Source organism: Pontibacter akesuensis (genome assembly GCF_001611675.1).
GTDB lineage: Bacteria > Bacteroidota > Bacteroidia > Cytophagales > Hymenobacteraceae > Pontibacter > Pontibacter akesuensis.
In genome coordinates, this window is sequence record NZ_CP014766.1 from 3,162,024 (window position 1) to 3,185,065 (window position 23,042).

18 protein-coding genes are annotated in these 23,042 nt (G+C 53.1%); 11 read left to right on the forward strand and 7 right to left on the reverse strand.

Going from position 1 to position 23,042, the window contains the following annotated elements:
* Positions 1 to 53 precede the first annotated feature (53 nt).
* From A0W33_RS13435 to A0W33_RS13475, 9 genes are all read left to right on the forward strand, one after another.
* Positions 54 to 563, forward strand: a complete 510-nt coding sequence (locus tag A0W33_RS13435; protein ID WP_068838673.1) for a DUF4199 domain-containing protein — start codon at positions 54 to 56, stop codon at positions 561 to 563.
* A gap of 30 nt (positions 564 to 593) precedes the next feature.
* Positions 594 to 1,115 carry a DUF4199 domain-containing protein gene (locus A0W33_RS13440; protein ID WP_068838674.1) on the forward strand — a complete coding sequence of 174 codons (522 nt, stop codon included), beginning with the start codon at positions 594 to 596 and terminating at the stop codon, positions 1,113 to 1,115.
* Between the two features lie 3 nt (positions 1,116 to 1,118).
* Positions 1,119 to 2,093, forward strand: a complete 975-nt coding sequence (locus A0W33_RS13445) for a glycosyltransferase family 2 protein (protein WP_068838675.1) — start codon at positions 1,119 to 1,121, stop codon at positions 2,091 to 2,093.
* Positions 2,094 to 3,236: a glycosyltransferase gene (locus A0W33_RS13450; protein ID WP_068838676.1), complete on the forward strand. Its 1,143-nt coding sequence runs from the start codon at positions 2,094 to 2,096 to the stop codon at positions 3,234 to 3,236. It begins immediately after the preceding gene.
* Between the two features lie 210 nt (positions 3,237 to 3,446).
* Positions 3,447 to 4,214: a hypothetical protein gene (locus A0W33_RS13455; protein ID WP_139237239.1), complete on the forward strand. Its 768-nt coding sequence runs from the start codon at positions 3,447 to 3,449 to the stop codon at positions 4,212 to 4,214.
* 58 nt (positions 4,215 to 4,272) lie between these two features.
* Positions 4,273 to 7,053: a TonB-dependent receptor gene (locus tag A0W33_RS13460; protein WP_068838678.1), complete on the forward strand. Its 2,781-nt coding sequence runs from the start codon at positions 4,273 to 4,275 to the stop codon at positions 7,051 to 7,053.
* Positions 7,054 to 7,058: 5 nt separating this feature from the next.
* Positions 7,059 to 8,222: a DUF4249 domain-containing protein gene (locus A0W33_RS13465; RefSeq protein ID WP_074937278.1), complete on the forward strand. Its 1,164-nt coding sequence runs from the start codon at positions 7,059 to 7,061 to the stop codon at positions 8,220 to 8,222.
* 14 nt (positions 8,223 to 8,236) lie between these two features.
* Positions 8,237 to 10,693 carry a hypothetical protein gene (locus tag A0W33_RS13470; RefSeq protein ID WP_139237238.1) on the forward strand — a complete coding sequence of 819 codons (2,457 nt, stop codon included), beginning with the start codon at positions 8,237 to 8,239 and terminating at the stop codon, positions 10,691 to 10,693.
* 188 nt (positions 10,694 to 10,881) lie between these two features.
* Positions 10,882 to 11,670 (forward strand): NmrA family NAD(P)-binding protein, encoded by a 789-nt coding sequence (locus tag A0W33_RS13475; RefSeq protein ID WP_172798118.1) that lies wholly within the window; start codon positions 10,882 to 10,884, stop codon positions 11,668 to 11,670.
* 209 nt (positions 11,671 to 11,879) lie between these two features.
* Here A0W33_RS13475 and A0W33_RS13480 read toward each other — a convergent pair whose 3' ends face one another.
* Together A0W33_RS13480 and purB are read right to left on the reverse strand one after the other, a co-directional pair.
* Positions 11,880 to 13,079, reverse strand: coding sequence for a GAF domain-containing sensor histidine kinase (locus A0W33_RS13480; protein WP_068838682.1), 1,200 nt, complete (start codon positions 13,077 to 13,079; stop codon positions 11,880 to 11,882).
* A gap of 332 nt (positions 13,080 to 13,411) precedes the next feature.
* Positions 13,412 to 14,764: an adenylosuccinate lyase gene (gene purB / locus A0W33_RS13485; RefSeq protein ID WP_068838683.1), complete on the reverse strand. Its 1,353-nt coding sequence runs from the start codon at positions 14,762 to 14,764 to the stop codon at positions 13,412 to 13,414.
* Between the two features lie 347 nt (positions 14,765 to 15,111).
* Here purB and A0W33_RS13490 point away from each other — a divergent pair, with 347 nt between their 5' ends.
* Positions 15,112 to 17,100, forward strand: a complete 1,989-nt coding sequence (locus A0W33_RS13490; protein ID WP_068840125.1) for a biosynthetic peptidoglycan transglycosylase — start codon at positions 15,112 to 15,114, stop codon at positions 17,098 to 17,100.
* Between the two features lie 70 nt (positions 17,101 to 17,170).
* Here A0W33_RS13490 and A0W33_RS13495 read toward each other — a convergent pair whose 3' ends face one another.
* Complete coding sequence (locus A0W33_RS13495) at positions 17,171 to 17,992, reverse strand: tetratricopeptide repeat protein (RefSeq protein ID WP_068838684.1); 822 nt, start codon at positions 17,990 to 17,992, stop codon at positions 17,171 to 17,173.
* Positions 17,993 to 18,098: 106 nt separating this feature from the next.
* On the opposite strand from A0W33_RS13495, the gene A0W33_RS13500 reads away from it, so the two are divergent.
* Positions 18,099 to 19,118: a bile acid:sodium symporter family protein gene (locus tag A0W33_RS13500; protein WP_172798119.1), complete on the forward strand. Its 1,020-nt coding sequence runs from the start codon at positions 18,099 to 18,101 to the stop codon at positions 19,116 to 19,118.
* Positions 19,119 to 19,250: 132 nt separating this feature from the next.
* On the opposite strand, the gene A0W33_RS13505 is transcribed toward A0W33_RS13500, so the two are convergent.
* The 4 genes from A0W33_RS13505 to A0W33_RS13520 all read right to left on the reverse strand — a co-directional run bounded on the left by A0W33_RS13505 (position 19,251) and on the right by A0W33_RS13520 (position 22,888).
* On the reverse strand, positions 19,251 to 19,571 hold the full coding sequence (locus tag A0W33_RS13505) for a DUF3817 domain-containing protein (RefSeq protein WP_068838685.1): 321 nt from the start codon (positions 19,569 to 19,571) through the stop codon (positions 19,251 to 19,253).
* Between the two features lie 145 nt (positions 19,572 to 19,716).
* The gene (locus tag A0W33_RS13510) at positions 19,717 to 20,835 is read right to left on the reverse strand and encodes a chorismate mutase (RefSeq protein ID WP_082815235.1); all 1,119 of its coding nucleotides are present in this window, start codon (positions 20,833 to 20,835) and stop codon (positions 19,717 to 19,719) included.
* A complete protein-coding gene (locus A0W33_RS13515) occupies positions 20,832 to 22,019 on the reverse strand; it encodes a pyridoxal phosphate-dependent aminotransferase (RefSeq protein ID WP_068838686.1) in 1,188 nt (395 codons plus the stop codon). The genes A0W33_RS13510 and A0W33_RS13515 overlap by 4 nt, the downstream gene beginning before the upstream one ends.
* Complete coding sequence (locus tag A0W33_RS13520; RefSeq protein WP_068838687.1) at positions 22,016 to 22,888, reverse strand: prephenate dehydratase domain-containing protein; 873 nt, start codon at positions 22,886 to 22,888, stop codon at positions 22,016 to 22,018. Before A0W33_RS13520 ends, A0W33_RS13515 begins: the two co-directional genes overlap by 4 nt.
* Between the last annotated feature and the right edge of the window lie 154 nt (positions 22,889 to 23,042).

Below are 23,042 nucleotides of genomic sequence, written 5' to 3' on the forward strand. Positions count from 1 at the left end.
AACGAATATTTGGTCAGGGGTAGCTCGTGCTGACTCTGCCTTTAGAAGATACTATGTTCAATCAGGCAATAGTAAGGGTTGGAATACGCTACGGCGTGCTTTGTGGCTTGGTGAGCATTGTGCTGGTGGCCGCCATCTACTTTATGGGGTACAATCCCTTCGGAGATATTGGCCGCCTGACGTATGTGCCGATCCCCATTTTTATTGTGCTGGCGATCCGGTACTACAAGCGCTATAACGAGGCGGAGCTAAGTTTTGGCAAGGGCGCCCGTGTGGGACTTTCGGTGGCATTTTACAATGCCTTGACGGCTGCCATGCTTGTGTTCCTGTTTATACACCTGGTGGGGCCGGAGATTCTGCAGAACCACATCGCCGAAATGAAGGCGTTGCTGGACGAGACGCGGGAAGAACAAATTCAGATAATCGGGGAAGAGTCGTTCGACAATGTATATAATGCGCTGGGAAGTTTAACACCATCCATGCAAGCAGCTGATTTTTTTCTTTGGAGGTTGATAGTAGGGAGTCTGTTTTCGGTAGTGGCAGCTGTATTTTACAGAAAATAAGCATACTTTGAACTTAAAAGCATAACAACCATGACTGAAAAAGAGCCTTCCATTTGGCCGATTTCCCTGAAGTACGGCGCTCTGACCGGAGTACTTTATATCCTGTACAGCCTCTTTACCTACATATCGGGCAATTTCGGTAACTTCTTTGTTAATCTCTTAATTTCCCTGGCTATTGGCGTAATAGGCATTGTGCTGGCCATGCGGGAGTTTAAGCAGCACAACTTCGGCTACATGTCGTATGGCAAGGGCCTGGGCATAGGCATTGTGGTGATGGTAATTGCCAGCATTATTTCGGGCATATTCTCTTACATTTACATCGCTTTCATTGATCCTTCCGTTGTCGACAAGATGATTGAGGCTTCTGTCGCACAGATGGCCGGTTTTGGCCTGGATGAGGAGATGCTGGACCAGCAGCGCGACCAGATGGCAGAAGGTTTTACACCACTGAAGCAGTTGACGAATGCAGTTATCGGTGGGCTCTTCATGGGCCTCCTCCTATCACTTATCATTTCGGCTATCATGAAGAAAAACCGGCCGGAGTTTGAATAGAACATGCAATACAATTATGATATTTCGGTAGTAGTTCCTCTTTTCAACGAGGAGGAATCACTTCCAGAACTCGTTCGCTGGATCAAACGTGTGATGCATGCGAACGAGTTTTCTTATGAGGTTATACTTGTGGACGACGGCAGCACCGATCGTTCCTGGGACGTGATAAATACCTTAAGCGCGGAAGACAAAGCGGTTAAGGGCATCAGCTTTAACCGCAACTACGGTAAATCTGCTGCCCTTAACGAGGGCTTTCGCCGCTGCTCAGGCGAGGTGGTAATTACCATGGACGCCGACCTGCAGGACAGCCCGGAGGAGATTCCGGGGCTTTACGACATGATCAAGAACCAGCGGTTCGACCTGGTAAGCGGCTGGAAAAAGAAACGCTTTGATCCCCTAAGCAAAACCATTCCCACCAAACTCTTTAATGGGGCCACCCGCAAACTGTCCGGCATACAGCTACATGACTTTAACTGCGGCCTGAAAGCTTACCGCCAGTTGCTGGTGAAGAGCATTGAGGTGCACGGCGAGATGCACCGTTACATTCCGGTTATCGCCAAGTGGAACGGCTTCACCAAAATCGGGGAGAAAGTGGTGCAGCACCAGGAACGCAAGTATGGCACCACCAAATTTGGCCTGGAGCGCTTTGTTTACGGCTTCCTCGACCTGCTTTCTATCACCTTTGTCAGCCGCTTTAAAAAGCGCCCGATGCACTTCTTCGGTTCTATGGGCACGCTGATGTTTGTGGTGGGCCTGGGTATTACCATCTGGCTGATTGCGCAGAAGATGCTCGGGATTTACCAGGGCGTGCGCGTGCGGGACATCGTGGACCAGCCGCTGTTCTTCCTGGCGCTCGTGGCCGTTATACTTGGCGTGCAGCTGTTTTTGGCCGGTTTTCTGGCCGAGATGATCTCCATGGCTTCCAACAAGCGCAACGAGTACCTGATCCGCGACAGGGTGGGCGCCCTGAACAGGTAAATGGCAAGGCGGGTAATTATTGTGGGCCCGGCGCACCCGCTACGGGGCGGCGGCATGGCCACGTTTAACGAGCGGCTGGCGCATGCTTTCCAGGAAGCCGGCGATGAAGTGGAGATTGTCTCGTTCAGTCTGCAGTACCCCAGCTTTCTTTTTCCGGGCAAAAGCCAGTTCACCACAGAACCCGCACCGGAAGGCCTGCGCATCCAATCGCTTATTAACTCCGTGAACCCAATCAGCTGGTGGCGCGCCGGGCAGTATATCCGAAAGCAAAAGCCTGATCTGGTTATTTTCAGGTACTGGCTGCCGTTCATGGGGCCAGCGTTGGGCACGATGGCGCGCATCATCCGGCGAAACAAGTATAGCCGCATCCTTGCCATCACCGACAATGTGGTGCCGCATGAGAAGCGCCCCGGCGATGTCCCCTTCACCAAATATTTTCTGGCTGGCTGCCACGGGTTCATCACTATGTCGCGTGCAGTGCAGCAGGACCTGGAGCGGTTCGAGCCCAAGAAGCCAAGCATTTACCTGCCGCATCCGCTGTACGATAATTTCGGTGAGCCCGAAACAAAAGAGGCTGCCTGTGCTGCTCTGGGGCTTGATTCCAAGTATAACTACCTGCTCTTTTTCGGCTTTATACGTGCCTACAAAGGGCTTGACCTGCTGCTGCAGGCGATGGCCCGGCCAGAGGTGCAGGAGCTGCAAAACCTAAAGCTGCTGGTGGCCGGGGAGTTTTACGAGGATGCAGCACCCTACCTGCAACAGATCGAACAGCTGCAACTGCAGGACAAACTCATACTTCACACCGAGTTTATTCCGAATGCGGCCGTGCGCCACTACTTCTGCGCCGCCGACCTGGTGGTGCAGCCCTATAAACATGCCACACAAAGCGGCGTTACTCAGGTGGCCTATCACTTCGATAAGCCCATGGTGGTGACGCGCGTTGGTGGCCTGCCGGAGTTGGTGCCGGATGGGGAAGTGGGCTATGTGGTGGAGCCGGAGCCCAAAGCCATTGCCGCAGCCATCAGCCGGTTCTATGTTTCTGGGGCTGGCCCGGTGCTTGCAGCCAATAGCAGCAAGTATAAAAAGCGCTTTAGCTGGAGCCGTTTTGTGCAGGCGATAGAGGCGCTGGTAGACAAGTTATAGCAGGACAGCCGTTCTTGCCGCTTCTTTCAAAACCAAAGCACAGGCTATACTTCCTGCTCAGGCCTCCTTCATAAGCGTTGCCGCTACGTAAGCCGGGAAGGCATCCATGCTTTTCTCCACGGAATAATTGTTATAACATTTGTGAATATTCGGTATTAAACTTAACTTACTCAAGAATAAATTTAATATAGAATATACTAGATGTGTGGGTTGAAATCAGCGTGTAAGGCCCTGTGGGGCATAACGCTATTGCTTTACGTTATTGCTGCTGGCTCAGCCTTTGCACAAGGCGCCGCTGCAGACACTGCTTTTCTGCAAAGCAGCAAAGCACAGGCGGTGGCAGCGTACAAAAAGGCCCTTGGTGCCCAAACCCAGCTTTACAACGGAACGGAATACGTCGACTACAAACTTCCTTATTTTGAGGGGCACCAGTTCTTTGCTTCCAACGCCGCTGAGAACGGACACGTTTTTTACGACGGTACCTGGTACACGGACGTGCCCATACTGTATGATCTGGTGCGGGATGAGGTAATAATCCCCTACAGTACCACCGGCCTGAAAATGAAGCTGATTGGTTCGAAGATAGATACATTCCAGGTGCACGACCACCTGTACGTGCGGCTCCAGCCGGACAGTGCCGGGGCAACTGCGCTGCAGCCTGGTTTTTATGATCTGCTTTACAGTGGCGACACACAGTTCCTGATGAAGCGGATTAAACAGATGGAGGATCGGGCGACACAGGATGGCATGGAGGGCGAATTCAGAAATGTTGACAAATACTTTATCAAGAAAGACGGCGTGTATCACCAGGTAGGCAGCAAGCGGGCTGTGTACAGGGTGCTTGAAGACAGAAAAAAGGAATTAAAGAAATTTGCCTCTTCGCAGCAGCTGAAGTTCAGGAAAGAAAAAGAAGCCGCCATACTTGCCATCGTCACCTACTACGACAGCCTGGCCGCAGCGCAACCGCAGGACAAGTAATCTCTATTCTCCTGCCCAACCTAACCCGGCCGGAGTGCCCATTGTAATACAAACCTCTATGATTTTCCTGTACCGCACCCTATTAGCTTTCCTGGTTCTATTCTGTTGTTCGTTACAGAGCCAGGCGCAGCAAAACAACCCTTCGCTGATCAGTGGCAACTTTCAGTCCGCAACCTTTGAGGAGTTTGCCCGGCAGGTGGAAGCCCAGACTGGCTATCATTTTTACTTTGACGCCGCCGCTGTGGATAGCCTTTCCATTACCCTAAAGGTACAGGAGCAGGCACTGCCTGCTGTGCTGCGGCAGGCTTTTGCGGGAACAGATTTTCAGTTCGCCATTGATGCCAGGCAGCAGGTGTTCGTTTCAAAGGGCAGGCAGTTGAGTGTAGCGCTGCCGAAAGGATTTTTTGAGCGTGAGGAGGCGACAGCCGAGGGTGAATCCCAACTGGCCGGTGTGCAACTGCGGGCGGAGGAAAAAGTTACGAAGAAAGCAGCAGGCTCGGAGCTGAAGTTATATGAAATAGGCATAAAAAGAGAAGGCGCCACAGGTAAGGCAAACATAGCGGGCCACCTGCGCGATGCTAAAACAGGAGAGGCAATTATCGGAGCAGCGGTGTTTGTGGAGTCACCTACCATCGGGACGATCTCCGATGAGTTTGGCTACTACTCCCTCACGTTGCCACTTGGTCGCCATGAGTTAAAGGTAAAAGCGATAGGCCTGCAGAACACCCGCCGCCAGATCATGCTCCACTCCAACGGCAAGCTCGATATCGAGATAGCCGAGGATGTGCGAACCTTGAAGGAAGTACTGGTGGAGGCCGAGAAGGACAAAAACGTTTCGGGGCTGCAGATGGGCGTGGAGAAGCTAGACATCCGCACCATCAAACAAGTGCCCACAGCCTTCGGTGAGGTAGATATCCTGCGCGTCGTGCTCACGTTGCCGGGCGTGAAATCGGTAGGCGAGGGCAGTACCGGCATGAACGTGCGCGGCGGTAGCACCGATCAGAACCTGGTGCTTTTCAACGATGCCACCATCTATAACCCATCGCACCTGTTCGGTTTCTTCTCTGCCTTCAACCCGGATATCCTGAAGACGGTGGAGCTGTACAAAAGCGGCATCCCGGCCAAGTATGGCGGGCGCCTGTCGTCGGTGCTGGAGGTGACAAGCCGTGAGGGTAACAAGAAGAAAATCTCAGGCGCGGGCGGTATCGGTTTACTGACTAGCAGGCTGACGCTGGAAGGCCCGATCAAAACAGACAAAACCTCTTTCCTCATCGGTGGCCGCAGCACCTATTCAGACTGGCTGCTGAAGAAGATACCAAATAAGACCTACAGCCAAAGCACCGCCTCTTTCTATGACCTCAACGCCCACATCAGCCACGAGGTAAATGACAAAAACACGCTTTACTTAAACGGTTACCTAAGCAAGGACAGGTTTCAGTTAGGCTCCGACACGCTGTACCGCTTCACAAACCAGGCGGCAAGCCTTAAGTGGAAGCATATTTTCCAGAACAAGCTGTACGGTGTGTTCACGGGGGTGTACAGCCACTACGACTATGACATGGCTAGTGACAAGAACCCTGTTACAGCCTCCAAACTCACCTTTGGCATAGACCAATCGAACCTGCAGGCGGACTTCAGCTACTTCCCAACCTCCAAGCATACAGTCGACTTTGGCGCAAGCTCTATACTGTACAATGTGAACTCGGGCACCCTGACGCCAAACAGCGCAGAATCACTTGTGATGCCCGATAAGCTGCAGACAGAGCGTGCTGTGGAAAGTGCCCTTTACGTATCGGACAGATATGATATCACGCCGCGCTTATCGGTGCTGGTGGGGCTGCGTTACTCGTTCTTCAATGCCATGGGGCCGCGAACGGTGAACCAGTATGCGCCGGGAGTGCCTAAAACAGAAGGCACTATTCAGGATACAGCTGTTTACGGGGCAGGCGACTCGTTTGCCACGTACCATGGCCCTGAGTACAGGCTTTCGGCACGGTATAGTTTAAATGACAACTCCTCGGTAAAACTAAGCTTTAACCGGCTGCGCCAATACATCCACATGCTTTCCAACACCACCTCCATGTCGCCAACGGATGTGTGGAAGCTCAGCGACTCGAACATCAAGCCCCAGGTGGGCGACCAGGTGGCGTTGGGTTACTACCGTAACTTCAGGGCCAACACCGTGGAACTCTCGGTGGAGGGATACTACAAGTGGATGCAGGACTTCCTCGACTACAAGAGCGGGGCCTCTCTGATCATGAACCACCACATCGAAACAGACGTGGCCAGTGCGGAGGGAAAGGCGTATGGCGTGGAGGTGATGCTGAAAAAGGCAACCGGCAAACTGAATGGCTGGGTGAGCTATACTTACTCCCGCACGCTGGTGCGCGTGGACGATGCCCAGACCGGCGAGAAGATCAACGGAGGAAACTTCTACCCAAGCAACTTCGATAAGCCGCATGATTTCACCATGATCAGCAACTACCGTTTCAGCCAGCGTTTCAGTACATCCCTAAACTTTACCTACAGCACCGGCCGGCCTATTACGCTGCCCATTGCCAAGTACACCATGGGCAACAGCCAACGCATTTACTACTCCGACAGAAACGCTTACCGCGTGCCGGACTACCTCCGCATGGACCTGGCGCTGAACATAGAGGGCAACCACAAAATCAAAAAGCTTGCGCACAGCTCCTGGACCCTGGCTGTCTACAACCTGACCGGGCGTAAGAACCCTTACTCCATTTACTTTAAGTCGGAGGAAGGCAGAATCAGGGGGTATAAGATGTCCATCTTCGGGCAGCCTATCCCAACCATCACTTATAACTTTAAATTTTAATGCAGATGCGTATCAGAAGTCTGACAAGTATACTTTGCCTTTGCCTGCTGCTGTTTGGCTGTGTGGAGCCCTATGCCCCGGACGTGTTGCAGGCGCCCAACCAGTACCTGGTGGTGGATGGTTTCATCAACGGTACTGGCGTTACCACCATCAAGCTGTCGCGCACGCAGAACATAGCCGATACAAAAGCACCGCTGCTGGAGTCAGGGGCTACCTTGTTGCTGGAAGAGGAGCAGGGGGAGCAGTACGTGATGTCGGAGGTTGATTTAGGCACCTACGCCAGCGATAGCCTTCGGCTGAACCTGGACAAAAAATACCGGATCTACATCCGTACGGAGAATGGGCGTGAATATGCCTCAGAGTTTGTTGCCATAAAGCGAACACCGCCCATTGATGGCGTGGGTTGGGATGTGGTGAATGAAGGGCTGCAGATTTATGTCAACACACACGACCCACAGAACGACACGCGCTATTACCGCTGGGAGTATGAGGCAACCTGGGCCTTTACTGCGGCCTACGAGGCCTTGTATAAGTATGATCCGGCTACAGGAACTGTTGTACTACGCGGTCCCGAAGACGAGCAGACATACCGCTGCTGGCGAACTGACTACTCCACAGCCATAGAAATAGGCACCTCCACCAGGTTAAGCGAGGATGTGATTTTTGAAGAGCCCATACTGCTGCTGCCTTCCAACTCCGAGAAGCTTCGCATTAAGTACAGCATACTTGTAAAGCAGTATGCGCTTACCCGCGAGGCATACCAGTACTGGGAATCCCTGAAGAAGAACACCGAAAGCATTGGAACACTGTTTGATCCGCTGCCTTCACAGCTAACAGGTAACGTGCGCAACCTATCCGATGCGGAGGAGCCTGTGATTGGCTATGTGAGTGCCTCCACGATGCAGGATAAACGTATTTTTATCAGCCGGGAGGAATTGCCGCGGGAGTGGCGGCCACTGCAACCATACTGCCAGTTAGACTCCGTGTTGCCAGCACCTCCGGATGAAACCTTTGGGGATTTGGCAAGATACTTTGAGAGCGGCTTTTATGTGCCGGTAAATGAAATATATGGAAGCTCTCCTTTCCCTATTGGCTATTTTGGGGCTGCTCTTAGCTGCGTAGACTGCCGTTTCCGCGGCACCACCAGAAGACCCCTTTTCTGGCAGTAAAGCAATACCGACACATGAGAAGATACCTGATGAATACACGCATACCGGCCACTACGGCTGCTTTAAATAGCTGCCGTTTTATGCTGTTGCTTGCGCTGCTTATACTTGCCGCGGGCGGACAGGCAGTGGCGCAGACCGGACTGGGGGAAACCATCCTGCCGCTGTTCGATGCTTACCGCAGTAAGGCGCTGCAGGAAAAAGTGTACCTGCACCTCGACAGACCGTTTTACGCGTGCGGGGAAACGATGTGGTTTAAAGTATACACCACCGACGGTACCCTGCACAAGCCGCTGGACATGAGTAAGGTGGCTTATGTAGAAGTGCTGGATGAGGCGCTGCAGCCGGTGTTGCAGGGTAAGATTGCGTTGAAGAACGGCACGGGGAACGGTTCGCTCATGCTGCCCCTCACACTGAAATCAGGCAACTACAGGGTGCGGGCCTATACAAACTGGATGAAGAACTTTGATCCGGAATTTTACTTCGATGCGCCCATCACGATTGTCAACTCCTTTAACAAACTCGGGCCGGTACCGGCACAGGCAGTGGCGGCGCACAGTGTTCAGTTTTTTCCGGAGGGAGGAAATCTTGTGCAGAACATTCCTGCTAAAGTCGCTTTTCAGGCTGTGGATAACAGAACGGGCAAAGGCATCAGCTTTACGGGGAAAGTAGTGGATGAAGCGGGAAACGAGGTAGCGCAGTTGCGTACACACAAATTCGGCATGGGCAGCTTCACCTTTACACCGGCTGCGGCCACCACGTACACGGCCATCATCGAGCTGCCTGGCAGGCAGGTGATGCGGCAGAAGCTACCCCAGGTACAAGACCAGGGCTATAGCTTACACCTGGAGGAACTTAGCCCGAAGCAGTTAAAAATCACTGTTTCTGCTGTTGGCCTTGGCCCACAGCCGGAGCAGGTATACTTGCTGGGGCACGCCCGGCAAATGATTAGCGTGGCTGAAGGTATGTGGCTGATGCAAGGGAACGCCACCTTTGTGGTTGACAAAGAAAAACTAGGAGAAGGCATTACGCACCTTACAGTCTTTAACGGCAAAAAGAAGCCGGTTGCCGAGCGCCTGTACTTTAAGCGCCCGGCGCAGCAGTTGGCCATCGAGGTGCAAAACGATAAGCGCCTGTATGGCACACGCGAAAAGGTATCCACGAGCCTCCAGACACAGGCGCAGGCAGGGCAGCCGGTAGCGGCAGACCTTTCGGTTGCCGTGTACAAGCTCGACTCGCTGCAGGCCGCCACGCAAACCGGAATTCATACTTTTCTGTGGCTGACTTCTGACCTGAAAGGAACAATAGAGCAGCCGGAGTATTACCTGACAACCACCGGACCCGAGGCAGAAGAAGCAACAGAGAACCTGATGCTCACGCACGGCTGGAGCCGGTTTAATTGGGAGAATGTGCTGCAGGAGCAAAATGCCACCTATAAGTACCTGCCTGAGTATGGTGGCCACGTTATACGGGGCAAGGTTACGGATGCGGCAACAGGCGCCAATGCCCGGGGCATTACCACATACCTCGCTTCTCCCAGTAAGCACATTCGGCTGTACCCGGCTATAAGCGACGTGAACGGATGGGTGCAGTTTGAGACGAAGGACCTGTATGGAACCAAGGAACTCATCATGCAGTCCAATTTACAGAGAGACAGCACCTATCACTTTGAAATATTCAGCCCTTTTGCAGAAAAGCATGCTTCTACCTCAAAGCTGGGAGCACTTAACCTAACCGAGCGACTGCGGCAGGAACTGACACAGCGGCATGTGGGGCTGCAGGTTCCTTATACTTACTACCCGGATAAACTCAATGCGTTTTACGCCCCGGGCATTGATAGCACTGCCTTCTACGGGAAAGCTAACCAAACCTACCTGCTGGACGATTACATCCGCTTTAAGGTAATGGAGGAAGTGATGCGCGAATACGTGCCGGGTGTGCAGGTACGGCTACGCCAGGGCAAATTTCATTTTATGGTATTCGATACACCGCACTCCAGCATTTTCAATAGTAACCCGCTCGTGCTGCTGGATGGTGTTCCCATTTTTGATATAGATAAAATTATGGCTTTCGATCCGTTGAAAGTGCGGAAGCTGGAGGTATTTACAAGCCAGTATTTCCTGGGGCCTCATTCCTATCCGGGCCTCGTGAGCTATACTACCTACCAGGGCGATCTGGGCGGGTTCAAGCTGAACCCGCGGGCGCTGCTGGTAGAGTACGAGGGCCTGCAACTGCAGCGTCAGTTTTACGCGCCCACCTATGATAATGAACAGCAGAAGCTCAGCCGCCTGCCTGATTTCAGAAACCTGCTGCACTGGCAGCCAACAGTCGTGACCGGTGCTGACGGCAAGGCAGCGCTTAGCTTCTATACTTCTGACCAGGCCGGAAAATACGTAATGGTGGTGCAGGGACTAGCTACCTCTGGTTTGGCAGGCAGCCAGGTCGTTACTTTTGAGGTGGGGCAATCGTTGTAAAATAAGTTTTCGGCGCTTTTTTCTATAAGGTTCCTGATCTAAACTGAAGGTTAAAGAGGCGTAGACCAAAGCTCGTAGTCATCTTAAAAGCACTCCTGAAACGCGGCAAACACGGCATTTCAGGAGTGCTTTTATTTTGAAGTATGATTTTATACTTTGCGCGCATCAACAAGGCGCGAAACAATACTATGAAAAAGAAGCACTACACATTAATACTGGGCGCAGGCGGCAACGTGGGCGGAAAAATAGCGGAAGAATTGCTGGAACGCGGTGCGCACGTGGCGGTAGTTGGCCGCAGCCGTAGCCGTTTGCAGCAGTTTGAAGGCCGCGCAACTTTGTTTGAAGGCGACTTTGATGACGATGCGTTTTTGAAGCAGGCCCTGGCATACGCCTCCAGCCTCTTTCTAACGGTTCCGGATAATGCCCTCCTAACTCCTGCAGCCACCGCAGCGCGGCTAAAGAACTTGCTGGCGGGCACAGCGGTAAAGTTTATACTTAACATCAGCAACTGCATCACCAGAAAAGGAGGCGTAGCCACGCGCTTAGTAGCGTTTGAGGAAGCGCTGAATGCCAGCTTGCCGCAGCACCTGCTGCACCTGCGCTGCGCCAACTTTTTCGAAAACCTGAACTGGGGGCTGCACACGCCCTATCACCCGGACCTGAAACTGCCTTACATCTCGGCATACGAAATAGCCCACGTGGCGGCATCGCACCTGCAGAAGCAGGATACAAAAGGGAAGCAGGTACAGGTGCTGTTGGGAGAGCGCGACTACAGTATGGCCGAACTTGCCGCCGCTGCCGGCGTCAGGTACCAGCAGTTGCCTTACACACCGGAGAACGAAGCCTTCTACAGGCCCTTTAACGAAGGCAATTTTGAGGTGGAGACGCGCACGAGTCACAACACATCTGCTCCGTCACACGAGAAATTCACGCTGGAATACTTTCTGGAGCACGAGCTTTCTGCGGCTGTTGTTTGATGTGTCGCTGAAGGTGGAAATACTAGGGAGATGAAAATTGCTTGTTGTTCAGTTGCTCTTCCTGGTTAAGTAAAATTGCGTTTTGACTATTGGTGGGGGAAGTGTTCTCTACCCACAAGACCATTTGCAGAATGCCAAAGCATAAAATGAAACTGCCCCGAGGGGTACACGCGGAGGAATAGCGGCAGTACCAGCAACCGTTCCTTACACTATTTGGCCCAGGTAAAGTAGAACGTGGTGCCTTTGCCCAAGTCAGAGTCTATCCAGATTTGGCCACCTTTGTCCTGCACAATTTTTTTTACGGTGGCCAGGCCGATGCCGGATCCTTTTACTTTGCTGCTGTCGCGGATCAAGCGCTCATACATGCCGAAGATGCGTTCGTGGTGCTGTGGTGCAATGCCTGGTCCATCATCCTGCACATAGAAGGTATACTTCTCGTCATTCTCCTCCTGCACTCCTACACGGATGTGGCCTTTGCCGGTATGATGGAATTTGAAGGCATTGGACAATATGTTGGTAAATACCTGCTGTAGCAGAATGCGCTCTGTTTCAAAAGAGGGCAAATCAGGGGAAAGCGTTACCTTAAAGTTGTTGGTGCTGTTTAGGCTGGTCGTGATCTGCTCCACCATTTTCCGCACGTCTACCTGCTCCCGAGGCATATCCTGCACGTGCACCAGTGAGTACTCCAGCAGGCCATACACCAGGTTTTCCATGGTGGCCGCGCGTTCCTTGAGCAGGTGCAGGTTACTTGCCAGGTTGGCGTAGTCTTTCACCTGCATGTCTTCCTGCAGCCATTCTATCAGGGCCTGCATGTTCATGATCGGCTCCTTCAGGTCGTGCGACACCATGCTTACAAACTGGTCCAGTTTCTCGTTTGCCTCCTGCAACTGCTGTTTCTCCAGCAGCAGCCGCCGCCGCTCACGCCGAAGCTCCATATTGGCGATCACCTGTTTTGAGAGTATCTCCAGCGCATATTTTTGCTCCGGGGTTAGCCGCCGCGGAATGGTATCGATAACGCAAAGCGTGCCGAGTTTATGGCCCGATGAGCTTATAAGCGGGGAGCCGGCGTAAAAGCGCACCTTTGGTTCGCCTGTAACAAATGGGTTGGTGTTAAAACGCTTGTCTTCCAGCGTATTCTGTACCTCAAATACAGTGTCGTATTGAATGGCGTGATGGCAAAAGGAAAATCTGCGCGGCGTTTCCGGCACTGTCAGGCCCACAGATGATTTAAACCACTGCCGGTCTTCGTCTATCAGGCTGATGAGGGAAATTGGCGTGCCGCATATCTGCGAAGCCAGGCTCGTCAGTTCATCAAAGTCAACTTCAGCAGGGGTGTCCAGCACCTCGTAGTTTCGGAGTGCTTCCAGGCGTTCCTGTTCTTGTCTTATTTCAAACTTGTCGGCTATCATGGGCCACAGTAAATCGGGTACTAAGTATAAAATGCGTTGCGTCAAGTATATTACTAAGAACATACTCGCAGGCAGGTCAGAAGTCGTGTTTTCGGCGGGAGGTTAAGCGTAAATGTAAAAGGCCAGGCTTGTTCACGGCATACATCCCGCCCACTGGCCTATCCTCGTAACGTATCAAAAAGACTTTTCTTATTTATACTACTTCCCAAGTGGAAAATATGCTGTTATCACATATTTACGATTCCACCGGGTTTAAGTATAAGTATAGAAGCAGAAACACCCGTGAACCATAATCCACGGGTGTTTCTATGCAATCAGTTTGGATGCTATGCTTATACCAGGTCTACCCCTGTGTAGTTGAAAGGGGATATCTGCTTTAACTCCTGTTTGATGGCGTCCGTTACCTGAAGGGTATCGATGAAGTCATGGATACGTGCCTCGGTCATTTTCTCATTCTTGCGCGTTAGCTCCTTCAGCGCCTCATAGGGCTGCGGATAGCCCTCGCGGCGCAGTACCGTCTGGATGCCCTCGGCCACAACGGCCCAGTTATCCTCCAGGTGCGCATGCAGGGCCGCTTCGTTTAGCTCCAGCTTACCAATGCCTTTCTCCAGTGATTTCAACGCAATCAGAGCATGCGCCAGTGGCACGCCAATATTACGCAGTACGGTAGAGTCCGTCAGGTCGCGCTGCAGGCGGGAGATGGGCAGTTTGGCCGCTAGGTGCTCGAGCAGTGCGTTGGCGATGCCCAGATTGCCTTCCGCGTTCTCGAAGTCGATAGGGTTTACCTTGTGCGGCATGGCCGATGATCCTACTTCGCCTGCCTTTATCTTCTGCTTAAAGTAACCCATAGATACATACTGCCACACGTCGCGCGAGAAGTCGAGTAGGATCGTGTTCAGGCGTTTCAGGCCATCAAAATAGGCAGCCAGGTTGTCGTAGTGTTCTATCTGGGTGGTGTACTGGCTGCGGCGCAGGCCCAGCACCTGCTGCACAAAATTATTGCCGAAATCAGGCCAGTTTATACTTGGGTAGGCCACATGGTGTGCGTTAAAGTTGCCGGTGGCCCCACCAAACTTGGCCGAGAAGGGCACCTGGCGCAAAAGCTCCAACTGCAGCTCCAGGCGCTCGGCAAATACCATGATTTCTTTTCCCAAGCGGGTAGGAGAAGCCGGTTGTCCGTGCGTGTGGGCCAGCATAGGAATGTCTTTCCACTGCTGTGCCAGCGCCACTAGCGTTTGGTGCAGTTGCTCGTAAACAGGCAGCAGCACGCGCTCGTGCGCCTCCCGGAGCGAAAGCGGAATGGCGGTGTTGTTCACGTCTTGCGACGTTAACCCAAAGTGAATGAACTCTTTGTGGTCTTCCAGGCCCAGTTGGTCAAACCGGTCTTTCAGGAAGTACTCCACTGCCTTCACGTCGTGGTTGGTCGTTTTCTCCGTTTCCTTTATCTCCAGGGCATCCGCCTCCGAAAAGTTCTCATACACGGCACGCAGCCTGGTAAAAACACCTGCCTCCACGCCTTGCAGCTGTGGGAGCGGCAGTTCGCACAAGGCAATAAAGTATTCTACCTCCACCAGCACCCGGTACCGGATCAGGCCAAATTCAGAAAAGTAAGCGGAAAGGTCGCCGGTGTGGCGGCGGTAGCGGCCGTCTACCGGCGATATAGCAGTAAGTTGTGTTAAGTTCATGAGCTGGTATGGTTCTCCCGTTCAAAGATACACAGCTTTGGCGCACTAAGCCAAAAGCGGGTGAGGGGTTTTATACTTTGTGCCAGCTTGAGGCGTGTGGTGGATTAATGGCAAAATATGTAACCGGTTGATAAGCATATATATAGATGAATATTAAAGTGTTTAAGTGGCAAGGTTTGGCACTATGCTTGCAAGGAAGGCAACCGAAACTATATCCTAACGGGGTTACAACCGTACTAAGTGGGGTATAGCACCTTAGTATGGCGCAGCACTAGTTAAAGGGCGCGCCGCTTTTTTGATACAAATCTTATCACTTACTTCGCACCTGTAATATTTTGGACCAGCGTTTGAAAAAAAGAATCCTGATAGGAGTTGGCGGCGTGCTGGCTTTCTTTTTACTTCTCATAGTACTGCTTTTTGTGTTTAGAAGCAGAGTACTGAGCTATACGATAGACCGCGTCATCGCTAAAGTAGAAAACAAGTACCCGGCCGACCTGAACATCGGTAACGCAGAGTTTGCAGACTGGAATTCCGTGGTGCTGTCTGATATCTCGTTTGTCCCCCACGGCCTCGACACCCTTTTCACCACCGACAGCGTGCACGCCAGCGTGAGCGTGCGGTCTATCTTCAAGGGCCGCATTGTGTTTAAGCGCCTGGACGTGACCAACGGTTACCTGACGGCGGTAAAAAATGGCGACGTGACCAATTTCGGCTTTTTGCTGAAAGACGACACCAAGACGGAAGAACAGCCAAAGGATACTGCCACCACCGGCCGAAACTACGGCCAACTGCTGAACCGCCTGATTGAAACCGCTTTTGACAACGTGCCGGACAAGGTGGACTTCAAGAACCTGAACGCTTCCTATACTTCCCCTAACCGCACGATTGTGGTGCGAATGCCCTACATGCGGATGGATGATGGAGACATCGCCTCAGAAGTATACGTGCGCGCCGATTCGCTGGAGAACAGGCTGCGCCTGCACGGCACCATCGACCCGGGCGATTATCGCATTGCCACCAGCCTCTACGCCGCCGACACCATGGGCATTCGGCTGCCTTACGTTAAGAAAAAGTTTGATGCTCAGGTCGCTTTTGACACCCTGCACTTAAGCCTGGACAACAAGAAGTTCCGTGATGGCATGCTGACTGTAAGCGGCAACGCCATGGTCGATAACCTGGTGCTGAACCACCCGAAGCTTGCTGACGAAGACATACAGGTTGGCGAGAGTGCGGTGGACTATGTGGTTACGCTGGGGCCAAACCTCTACGTGATCGATAGCCTGACGGAAGTGCGCGTGAACAAGGCCCGCGCCAACCTTTTCGCATCGTATCAAACCATCGACACCACCAAGATCATCGACCTGAAGGTTACCACAAAGCAGGTGCCGGCCAACGATTTCTTTAGCTCATTGCCCACTGGCCTGTTCGAGAACCTGGAGGGCATACAGGCAAACGGCTGGCTGCAGTACGACCTCGACTTCCATGTGAACATGGATAGCCTGAGCCAGGTGGTATTTAACTCAGACCTGGATGCCTCCGAGGATTTCAAGATCACACAGTGGGGAAATACAAACCTGCAGAAGATAAACGGCTCTTTTACCCATACAGTGTACGAGTACGGGAAGCCGGTGCGCACTTTCACGGTAGGGCCTGCCAACGGCTTTTACAGCCCGATTAACCAGATTTCGCCTTACCTGCGCAACGCCATACTTACCGCTGAGGATGCCCTTTTTTACAGCCACAACGGTTTTCATGAGGAGGCATTCCGTCAGGCCATCATCAAAAACCTGGAAGAGGGTGAATTTGCCCGGGGCGGCAGTACCATTTCCATGCAGTTGGTGAAGAACGTGTTCCTGTCGCGTAAGAAAACAGTAGCCCGCAAAGTGGAGGAGGCGATAATCGTATGGCTGATGGAGAACCTGGACCTGGTATCCAAAAACCGCATGTTTGAAGTATACCTGAACATTATTGAGTGGGGCCCGGATGTATACGGTGCCAAGGATGCCTCGCGCTTTTACTTTGGCAAGCAGCCGTCTGAGCTAAACCTGGCCGAGGCTATCTTCCTGACCAGCATTATTCCAAGCCCGAAACGCTACCGCTCGTCCTTCGACAGCTACGGCAACCTGCGCAACTATAAAGCCGGTTACTACCGCATGATCGGGGGCATGATGCGCCGCCGCGGCCTCATCTCTCAGGAGGAGTACGAAAACCTGTACCCGAACGTGCAGCTCTACGGCCGCGCCCGCGACCTGGTCGTGACCGCGCAGGATACCTCAGCGGTGGAGGAAGATACCACGCGCTATGAACTGGAAACAATAGACCTGCTCGATTTTTAAGTGAAACAAGTATGAAAAGAGCCCCTGCAATGTGTGTTGCAGGGGCTCTTTTCATACTTGCTTACGGCTGTTAGCGGCACTGTTGCAGCAGGCTCGCAATCTGTGCTTCCTTTACCCCGTGCTGCAGCGCTGTCTCCAGGTCACGTTTGGCGCTGGCTTTATCGCCCTGGCCCAGCTGCAGTTCCGCCCGTGTTATGTAGGCAATGCCGTAGGCAGGGTCGATTTTAAGGGCAGTCTCAATGTCTGCGAAGCCTTTATCGTAGGCTTTCATCATCAGGAAAAGATCAGCTCTGTTGTTGTAAAGCAGCGGGTCTTCCGGCCGAGCGGCGATCAACTCATTCAGGTCCTGCAGGGCCTCCTCATACTGGCCCTTTAGCTTTTTGATATTTACCAGGTTTGATTTTGCCTGATAGTTGGCCGGATTAACGCGAAGCAGTTCCAGTAAATCACTTTCAGCCCCAGCCTGGTCGCCCAAAATTTTTCTGGAGTAAGCTCTGTTTAGCAAGGCCTCCTCATTTGCTGGTTCCAGCGTAAGGGAGGTGGTGTAGTCGGCGACAGAGCCCTTATAATCCTCCAGGTTGCGTTTCAGCGAGGCCCTGTTGTTGTACACGGCCGCCGATTTGTTGTTGAGTTTGATGGCTTTGTCATAACAGGCCATAGCTTCCTTGTTTTTATCGAGCCTGCGGTACATGGTGCCCAGGTTGGACAGGTGGAGGTGGCTCTTAGGGTTCTTCGGCTCCTTTTTGATTGCTTTCTCCAAGTTTTGGATGGCACAATCCATCTCTTTCTGATCGAGGCAAGTATAAGCCTTATTCACCAATTCGTCGTAAGTTTGGGCTGTTACGCCCAGGCTGCAGGCAAGAAGTAAAAGGATAAGTAAAGAATGCTTCATGTTTGTTTTCAGTTAAAGGTGTAATGTCGCATAAGTATAGTTAATTATTAATATAAATCAAAAAGGAAAGGCAGGGAAGGGTTTTCTGGCCTTGCCAAACAGCTGCATGAACAACAAGCAAGAACCCGTTGGGCTTATTCCCCGGGCAGGAGCCCTGGCTGCCCGTGTGGGGCTGGATTGGTTTTTACTCGCGCTGATCGGGATGATCGTGCTGGCTTACGCGTGGCCACAACTGGGCGTAGACCGGGAACCCGTTTCCTTGGGAGATGTGGCCAATTACGGTGTGTCGCTCATTTTCTTTTTCTACGGCCTGCGCCTTAGCCCCGAGAAGTTGAAGACCGGCCTGAGCCACTGGCGGCTGCATGCCGTGGTGCAGTTGAGCACGTTTGTGCTGTTCCCACTGCTCATCCTGCCGCTGCACGGATTTTTTGCCGGTACCCCGCAGGAAATGCTGTGGCTGGGCGTATTTTACCTGGCAGCGCTGCCCTCTACCGTTTCCTCGTCAGTCGTGATGGTCTCCATTGCGGGAGGCAACATCCCGGGGGCTATTTTCAACGCCAGTATCTCCAGTCTGATGGGCATCTTCATCACGCCGCTCTGGATGGGCCTGTTCCTGACAACGAGCGGGGAAGGGTTTGATATCTGGAGCGTGATGGGCAAACTAGTGCTGCAGGTGCTGCTGCCGGTGGTGCTGGGTATTGTACTGCACCGCTTCTGGGGCGGCTTTGCCGAGCGCAATAAGGGCAGACTGCGCGTATTCGACCAACTCATCATTCTACTCATTGTCTATACTTCTTTCTGCGAATCGTTTGCGCGCAACATGTTCAGCGGTTTCCGGGTTACGGACCTGCTTCTACTCGGCGGGGCGATGATCGGGCTGTTCTTTCTGGTGTACGGCATCATCTACGGCGTTACCAAACTGCTGGGCTTTAACCGCGAAAATCAAATCACGGCCATTTTCTGCGGCTCTAAAAAATCGCTGGTGCACGGCACGGTAATGTCGAAGGTGCTTTTTCCGGGCGCTACGGTGGTGGGAATTATTTTGCTGCCGATTATGCTGTACCACGCGCTGCAATTGTTGGCTGCCAGCATCATCGCACAGCGGGAGGCGCGTAAGGCAGGTTAAGTGACGGGTTGATTGGTGGGAGTAGAGACGCAAAATTTTGCATCTTACATTCTGGATTTTATTATGATTAATGACAACGGCCCACCTGCTGCTGTAGCAAATGGGCCGTTGTGAAGTATAAGATAAGGCGAATCAGGCCATCTGCTTTTGAGCCTTTGCGGCGGCTTCCTCCTTATCCAGTAGCTTCTTGTCAAGTATAAATGGGCCGAAGGGCAGGAGTGAGGCTATTATCCCGGCTGCCACCTTTAGCAGCGACCAGCGGTGCACCAGCGTTACCTGCAGCAGGGCCACCATGTACAGCACAAACAGCACGCCGTGCGCCCAGCCCACATATTTTACAAACAGCGGCATGTCGAACATGTACTTCAGCGGCATGGCAATGCCGAGCAGCAGCAGGTAAGATATTCCTTCGTAGATGCCCACTGTGCGCAGGCGTGAAATTGGAGTTTTCATGAAAGCTATGGTTCTTGGTAAACGTTGCTGCCTTGCAACATTGCAAAGGTATAAAACGTGCCCTGCAAAAGGTTCATATTTCGACAAATAGCACCTCCCTATTGCTGTACAACATAAGTGCCCGCCACCAGTTAAAAGCAGTGTGCTACTTCTGAACTACAGCTTTGTTGGTAGCCTCAGCTGCAAATAATTCGTTTTGAATACCAAGCGAAAAACTGTGGATGGAATCAAAAATGGCTCTCACAAAATCCTCGTCCAGGCCGGTTTCACTTGCTGTCTTAAGCCTGTCCGTCAGCAGTTGCTGCCAGCGGTTGGCCTGGTAAATGTCCAGCCCGTTGGCGCGCTTGTACTCCCCGATGCGCTTCGAAACATCGGAGCGCAGGAACAGCACGTTCAGCAGTTCGCTGTCGAGGCGGTCAATCAGCGTGCGCAGGTCCTGCAGCTGCTCCGGCTGTGCCACCCGCTCCGTTTCCAGGTCCAGGGCCGTCAGCAGCTTGTCAAGGCCAGCCGGGGTTACCTGCTGCGACGCATCGCTGAGCGCCACATCTGGGTTAATATGCGTTTCAATCATCAGCCCGTCCACACCCAGGTGCAGCGCCTGCTGGCTTACCGTTTCCAGTAAATCGCGCCGGCCGGCAATGTGGCTTGGGTCACAAAGAAGCGGAATGCCGGGAGCCAGGTTTCGGATCTCCTGAATGGTCTGCCACTTGGGGTGGTTGCGGTACGGCTTGTTATTTGGTGTGGAGAAGCCGCGGTGAATCAGCCCAAGATCCGTAATACCTGCACGGTTCAGGCGCTCGAGCGCACCCAGCCACAGCTGAATGTCCGGGTTCACCGGGTTTTTAACCAGCACCGGTATGTCCACGCCCTGCAGGGCATCGGCTATCTCCTGCACCGAGAAAGGGTTTACCGTAGTGCGTGCCCCTACCCAAAGAATATCCACTCCGTGCTGCAGGGCCTCTTCCACGTGCTGTGTGTTAGCCACTTCCACAGCGGTGAGCATGCCTGTTTCCTGCTTCACCGTTGTCAGCCACTCCAGACCGACTTTGCCCACGCCCTCGAACAAACCCGGGCGGGTGCGGGGTTTCCAGATGCCAGCCCGGAAAATGGACACGCGGTGATCTTTTTTCAGTTCCAGCGCCGTTTGCAGCATTTGCGCCTCCGTCTCTGCACTGCAGGGCCCGGCAATTACGGTAGGCAGCGGGCCGCCATTCAGGATGTTCGTTTTAGCAACTATTTTCAAGGTTGAGGATGATGCGTTCATAAGTATACTTGTGTTAAAGTTTCTTTGGATGATTTGATTCTGTTGATGGCTTCGCTGATTTGCGCGGCAGGCGCACACAACGATACGCGGATATAGCGCTCGCCCTGGCTGCCGAAGATGTTGCCAGGTGTCAGGAAGAGGCCCTGTTTATGAAGCAGCGTGTCCAGGTATGCTTCTACATCGGCAATACTTTCCGGCACCCGTGCCCAGAGGAACATGCCCACCTGGTTTGGCTGATAGACACATTCCAGCTCATCTAGCAGCAGTTGTGCCAGCTGCTTTCGCTCCGCGTAGACTGCATTGCGATCCGCATGCCACGCAGTATTGTTCTGCAGCGCAGCAATGGCGGCCTCCTGCACCGGCAGCAGTTGGCCGGAGTCGAGGTTGCTTTTCACGGCAAGTATGGCGGCTAAATATACCTGCTGGCCCAGCACCATGCCTACACGCCAGCCCGCCATGTTGTGCGATTTGCTAAGCGAGTTCAGCTCCAGGCAATTAGATTTGGCTCCGGCCATACTTAGCAGGCTAATCGGCTCCTGTTGCTGCAACACCAGGCTATAAGGGTTATCGTTGAGGAGCAGCAGGCCGTGTTTTTGCGTGAATGCCACAAGCTCCTGTAAAGTATGGCTTGCGGCTGCTTTGCCCGTAGGCATGTGCGGGTAGTTGATCCACATCATTTTATACCCGCCCTGCGTCACCAGTTGCTCCAGTTCCGCCTCCTGGGGCAGCCAATCGTTAGCCGCCTCCAATGTATAATTCACCGCTTCCGCGCCAGCCAGACGTGCCGCGGCCGCATACGCCGGATAACCCGGATTTGGCACCAGCACTTTATCGCCCGGATTCAGAAAGGCCATGGAAATGTGAAAGATGCCTTCCTTCGATCCGGCCAAAGGCAGCACTTCCTGCTCCGTTAGCGCAACACCGTACTGTTGCTGGTACCACTGCTGCATGGCTTGGCGCAAGCGGGCAGTGCCGTTGTAAGGCTGGTAACCGTGTGTGGTGGTTTGTTGCGCCGATTGAGTCAAAGCTTCCACGGTCGCCGCGGAAGGCGCCATATCCGGACTGCCGATGCCAAGATTGATGATGCTTTTTCCCTGTGCCTGCAGTGCCCTTACTTCGGCTAATTTGCGCGAGAAGAAATATTCCTGCACGTGCTCCAGCCTGTTTGCTTTAGGTATGATCATGCTGTTGGAAGTATAGCTTTGTGCTGTCTTGTATTGGCTGTTGTAGGCAGCGCCGCTTTCTGCAGCGGCCCCAGCACCTGCATCTTCTCCACTAGCGGCTTTACCTGCGCGATGGCCTCCTGCAACTGCAGCAAATCAGCGGCTTCCAGTTCCATTACCAGAAAGCCACGAGCATCCGTGGAGGGCAGTGTCTGCAGTAGCTTTACTTCCACCTGGTGCTTCTGCAACAGGCTGAGCAGTAAAGTAAGAGTGGAAGTATGGAGCGGCTTCCGGAACAGCAGGATGGCTTTGTCGGCCGTGGCCGGAATCTCAGTTTTTTCGCGCTGAAGCAGCAGGAAACGAGTGAAGTTGTTGGTTGAGTCGGCGACGTTTGCCTCCAGCACCTCCAGGTTGTAAAGCGCAGCCGCCGCCGCGCCCGCAATGGCTGCCACGCCCTTTAGCTGCTGCTCCTGTATGGCCTTGGCGCTGTCGGCGGTATCGTGGGCTTCCTGTGCCTGCAGGTGGGGGTGCTGCAGAAAAAAGTTGCTGCACTGGGCCAGCGCCACTGGATGCGATAGCACCGTGCGGATATCCTCCAGCTTTTGCCCCGGCAGCGCCATCAGGTTCTGGTCTATCGGCAGCCATGCTTCCGCTGTAACGTGCAGGTGGTGCTCCTGCAGCAAGCTGTAGTTCGGGAGCAGGCTTCCGGCCAGTGTGTTCTCAATGGCCATTACAGCGGCATCTACCGCTCCCCCGGCCAAGGCGGTGCTCAGGCTGCGGAAAGTGGTGCAGGGCACGGTTTCTATCAAGTGATCGTGGTGCAGCTGCCTCGCAGCGGCATCGTGGAAAGAGGCGGGGCCTCCCTGTATGGCAATTCTGATGCTGTTCATGGTTGATATAGGCTTAAAAAGAAAAAGCCCCGCTTGTGGCGGGGCTTCTCTGGTTTATACTTGTGGTGTTCGCAAACACAATAGCATTACCTGTGGAGCCCCGGCGGAGAACCAAAAAAGTAATAGCTATAATAAAAGGTGCTGTGCGACATCG

Coding starts and splice junctions, on each gene's coding strand:
- A0W33_RS13465 (WP_074937278.1), top strand. CDS start 7,059: ATGCGTATCAGAAGTCTGACAAGTATACTTTGCCTTTGCCTGCTGCTG.
- A0W33_RS13500 (WP_172798119.1), top strand. CDS start 18,099: ATGAACAACAAGCAAGAACCCGTTGGGCTTATTCCCCGGGCAGGAGCC.
- A0W33_RS13470 (WP_139237238.1), top strand. CDS start 8,237: ATGAGAAGATACCTGATGAATACACGCATACCGGCCACTACGGCTGCT.
- A0W33_RS13510 (WP_082815235.1), bottom strand. CDS start 20,835: ATGAACGCATCATCCTCAACCTTGAAAATAGTTGCTAAAACGAACATC.
- A0W33_RS13495 (WP_068838684.1), bottom strand. CDS start 17,992: ATGAAGCATTCTTTACTTATCCTTTTACTTCTTGCCTGCAGCCTGGGC.
- A0W33_RS13475 (WP_172798118.1), top strand. CDS start 10,882: ATGAAAAAGAAGCACTACACATTAATACTGGGCGCAGGCGGCAACGTG.
- A0W33_RS13435 (WP_068838673.1), top strand. CDS start 54: ATGTTCAATCAGGCAATAGTAAGGGTTGGAATACGCTACGGCGTGCTT.
- purB (WP_068838683.1), bottom strand. CDS start 14,764: ATGAACTTAACACAACTTACTGCTATATCGCCGGTAGACGGCCGCTAC.
- A0W33_RS13520 (WP_068838687.1), bottom strand. CDS start 22,888: ATGAACAGCATCAGAATTGCCATACAGGGAGGCCCCGCCTCTTTCCAC.
- A0W33_RS13515 (WP_068838686.1), bottom strand. CDS start 22,019: ATGATCATACCTAAAGCAAACAGGCTGGAGCACGTGCAGGAATATTTC.
- A0W33_RS13505 (WP_068838685.1), bottom strand. CDS start 19,571: ATGAAAACTCCAATTTCACGCCTGCGCACAGTGGGCATCTACGAAGGA.
- A0W33_RS13480 (WP_068838682.1), bottom strand. CDS start 13,079: ATGATAGCCGACAAGTTTGAAATAAGACAAGAACAGGAACGCCTGGAA.
- A0W33_RS13440 (WP_068838674.1), top strand. CDS start 594: ATGACTGAAAAAGAGCCTTCCATTTGGCCGATTTCCCTGAAGTACGGC.
- A0W33_RS13460 (WP_068838678.1), top strand. CDS start 4,273: ATGATTTTCCTGTACCGCACCCTATTAGCTTTCCTGGTTCTATTCTGT.
- A0W33_RS13445 (WP_068838675.1), top strand. CDS start 1,119: ATGCAATACAATTATGATATTTCGGTAGTAGTTCCTCTTTTCAACGAG.
- A0W33_RS13450 (WP_068838676.1), top strand. CDS start 2,094: ATGGCAAGGCGGGTAATTATTGTGGGCCCGGCGCACCCGCTACGGGGC.